Consider the following 852-nt stretch of genomic DNA (forward strand, 5'->3'; position numbering starts at 1 on the left):
CGTGTAATATTTGGCCCAGCCCGGAACCCTAGACCAATCCGGAGCAAGTCTATACTTAGCTTCGTCCAGCGCTGCTTCAGTAGCCTCAAGTCGATTCTCAAGGTTGATGCAACGATTCTTCAGGCTATTCATCTCATCCAGATGCTCGCCATGACTCTTGCGAAGCTTGCAGTAATCAACATACAAGTTCCCAGCCATCTTAGCAGCAAGGCGAACCTCGTTCATCACACTATTGCCCGCGCCACTGGACTCAGCCTCTTCCAGAAGATAGCGCTCAAGGTCAGCGTAGTCGATGTAATCCCGCATCATCCCATCTCTCCTTATCGAATAACCCGCGAGTGCAACGGCGCAACCCGCTCTGCCTTCTCTCTATCCCGCTTAACCTGCTCAGACGTTCCGTGCCATGCTCGCCAAGATGACTTTCCTGGATTCTTGGCCCGCTGCATTGCTCGCTCTTGGTCAGTCATTCGATGCGCTCCCAAATGTCTCCAATATCATCGGCCTTGATATATCCAACCTTCATATCAGGAAGAAACTCAACAGCTTGGAATCCAAAATAAATTGCCTCATCGAGCGTCGGGTAAGTAATCCCACATACTTCACCATCACTTTTAACGTGAGTCAGCTTGAATTTCATCCTCATCTCCTATCAGCCGTGGCCGCTGTGTGTGGAGCTAGATTAGCCTTGTGGCACTATCCGATCAACATCATGGATAGGACAGTACAGCACCAACGGTAGAACGATGGATTTCAGGCATAAAAAAGGGCCGCTAGCGGGATGAGTTCTAGCGACCCTTACGCAACAAGATGGGAGAGGACACCTTGCAGCGCTACCGGTGGATAGGGACACCG

2 protein-coding genes are annotated in these 852 nt (G+C 50.8%); both read right to left on the minus strand.

The features are described from left to right. A partial coding sequence (locus ACYVM0_RS26980; protein ID WP_460562619.1) for a hypothetical protein occupies positions 1 to 309 on the minus strand: 309 nt, incomplete at its 3' end. 154 nt (positions 310 to 463) lie between these two features. Continuing rightward, positions 464 to 637 (minus strand): hypothetical protein, encoded by a 174-nt coding sequence (locus ACYVM0_RS26985; protein WP_460562621.1) that lies wholly within the window; start codon positions 635 to 637, stop codon positions 464 to 466. Positions 638 to 852: the final 215 nt, after the last annotated feature.

The organism is Ferruginibacter profundus, assembly GCF_054783275.1.

What these genes read in the sequence shown, in the direction of transcription:
- ACYVM0_RS26985 (WP_460562621.1), bottom strand. Translation starts at nt 637, where the DNA reads ATGAAATTCAAGCTGACTCACGTTAAAAGTGATGGTGAAGTATGTGGG.